This is a genomic window from Oleiphilus sp. HI0117 (assembly GCF_001635235.1).
The window spans coordinates 1-2,511 of the sequence record NZ_LWGA01000914.1; the positions used below are offsets into that span (position 1 = coordinate 1).

3 protein-coding genes are annotated in these 2,511 nt (G+C 45.4%); all 3 read left to right on the plus strand.

Going from position 1 to position 2,511, the window contains the following annotated elements; genetic code table 11:
• On the plus strand, positions 1–1,372 hold a 1,372-nt coding region (locus tag A3757_RS16260; protein WP_068739934.1), incomplete at its 5' end, for a proton-conducting transporter membrane subunit.
• Positions 1,373–1,627 carry a hypothetical protein gene (locus A3757_RS16265; RefSeq protein WP_068508488.1) on the plus strand — a complete coding sequence of 85 codons (255 nt, stop codon included), beginning with the start codon at positions 1,373–1,375 and terminating at the stop codon, positions 1,625–1,627. It begins immediately after the preceding gene.
• Positions 1,620–2,511, plus strand: an 892-nt coding sequence (locus tag A3757_RS16270; RefSeq protein WP_304439194.1) for a proton-conducting transporter membrane subunit, incomplete at its 3' end; no start/stop codon positions are given. The genes A3757_RS16265 and A3757_RS16270, both read left to right, overlap by 8 nt.

The following is a 2,511-nucleotide window of genomic DNA, read 5'->3' on the forward strand; positions in this document are numbered from 1 at the left end:
CTTATTCTCTATCGTATTAGCAATTACCGACTATACCTTTCAGGGTGTTGCCCTTAAGCTTGATGTTATCGACTTATTTCCAGGTCTTGGGATCAGCTTTGAAGTTGAACCCCTTGGCGTACTTTTCGCTATTGTAGCGAGCTTCTTGTGGATCATTACCAGCATCTACGCGATTGGTTATATGCGAGGCCACAATGAAGAAAACCAAACTCGATTTTTCTGCTGCTTCGCACTGGCGATCAGTTCCGTTATGGCAATTTGCTTCTCAGGCAACCTGCTAACACTATTCATATTTTATGAAGTATTAACACTGTCAACTTACCCACTAGTAACACATGCTGGGACTGAAGCAGCCAAGCAAGGCGGCAGAACTTACCTCGGCATCTTGCTTAGTACATCAATCGCATTTTTACTCTTTGCTGTCTTGGGTACTTACAGCTTAACAGGCACATTGGATTTCCAAGCAGGTGGAATTTTTGATAATTCACACAGCAAGGCCGTCCTTAGCGTTCTACTCGTTCTATTCTGCTATGGCATTGGTAAAGCAGCCATTATGCCTTTCCATCGCTGGCTACCTGCCGCAATGGTTGCGCCAACACCGGTTAGTGCACTGCTACACGCTGTCGCTGTCGTAAAAGCGGGCGTGTTTAGTATCCTAAAAATAATTATTTATATCTTCGGGATCGACCAGCTTAAAGAGCTCGCAACCACAGATATTATGCTCTATATCGGCGCTGCCACGATACTGCTCTCGTCTTGCATTGCTATGACTAAGGACAACCTGAAAGCTAGACTGGCCTACTCTACAGTAAGTCAACTAAGCTACATTGTCGTGGGTGCTCTGCTTGCTTCATCTATCGCCCATGCCGGTGCTGCCTTACATATCGCCACACATGCTGTTGGTAAAATCACCCTCTTCTTCTGCGCCGGTGCAATTATGGTTGCCAGTCACAAAAAGAACATCAGCGACATGGTGGGACTTGGCCGGCAAATGCCACTCACCTTTGCTGCTTTTGCGATTGGTGCAATAAGTATAATTGGCCTTCCTCCTATGGCAGGAACCTGGAGCAAGTGGTATCTGACAATGGGCGCTCTTGAATCTGACAAGCTCATCATTGTCGCCGTGCTAATGATAAGTTCCTTGCTTAATATCGCTTATCTTTTGCCCATCCCAATCAAAGCATTCTTTAATACCCAAGCAAAAGAATCTAAGCCTTGGGCATGGTCGGACACTAAAGAGGCTCCGTTACCAATTTTAATAGCACTTGGCGTGACTTCGTTTGGATGTCTTGCCTTGTTCTTCTATCCTCAACCCCTGATCGATCTAATAAATTTGATTCCAGGTGTATCAACGAATATGGGGGAAGGCTAAATGTCTGATCATCACTCTTCAGATGGCTGGTTCGACAAGCCAGAAAACGTCAAAAAGATGTTAAAAGTATTTTATGTCGCATGTGCTTTGCTAGTGATTGCTGACTTTATTGTTCACCGCCATATTTACCACAGCTGGGAGAACTTCCCTGCTTTTTATGCCATTTACGGCTTTGTAGGCTGTTCTATTCTCGTTTTCATAGCAACATGGATGCGAACCTTTCTGATGCGAGGTGAAGATTACTACGATGAGTAATGTGATTCCATTTCTTCCCCTAATGCTAGGTGCTTTAGCTGCGTTACTATTACGTGGCTGGACACGAAACCTCATCATGTTAGCGGCTCCCATTTTAGGTGCTCTTAACTTGGTCGGCCTAGAGCATGGCGTATTCTGGTCTATGGAGTTTATGGGCTATGCACTAGAGCCAGTTAAGGTTGATAAACTTAGCTTGATGTTTGGCTATCTTTTCCATCTTGCTGCTCTAATCGCCATCATCTACGCCTTGCACGTTAAGGATACTGTGCAGCACGTCGCAGGCCTCGCCTACGCAGGTAGTGCTGTCGGCGCAGTATTTGCCGGTGACTTACTTACCCTTTTCGTCTTCTGGGAGTTACTGGCACTCACATCCGTATTTCTTATTTGGGCTCGTCGAACAGATCGAGCCTATTCTTCTGGTATTCGCTATCTGATCATTCAAGTATTATCTGGCGTTTTGTTACTTGCAGGTCTATTGATCTTCGCGCACGTTAACAATAGCTTACTATTCACTCATATCGGCTTGCAGCATGAGGGCATCGCCCAAGTTGGTGCATGGCTAATCTTTTTCGCCTTCGGAATCAAGTGTGCCTTCCCTTTTATGCACAACTGGTTAACTGATTCGTATCCTGAAGCGACACCAAGCGGAACAATATTTTTAGCCTCGTTCACAACAAAGGTCGCGGTGTATGCTTTTGCTCGGGCCTACCCCGGTGAAGAAATTCTCGTATGGATTGGTGTCACCATGGCATGCTTTCCAATTTTCTTTGCAGTTATCGAAAATGATCTCCGCCGAGTACTTGCCTACAGCCTTATTAACCAAATTGGTTTTATGATTGTGGGGATTGGTATAGGTACCGCCATTGCATTGAACGGTGCCGTTG

What these genes read in the sequence shown, in the direction of transcription:
- A3757_RS16265 (WP_068508488.1), top strand. Translation starts at nt 1,373, where the DNA reads ATGTCTGATCATCACTCTTCAGATGGCTGGTTCGACAAGCCAGAAAAC.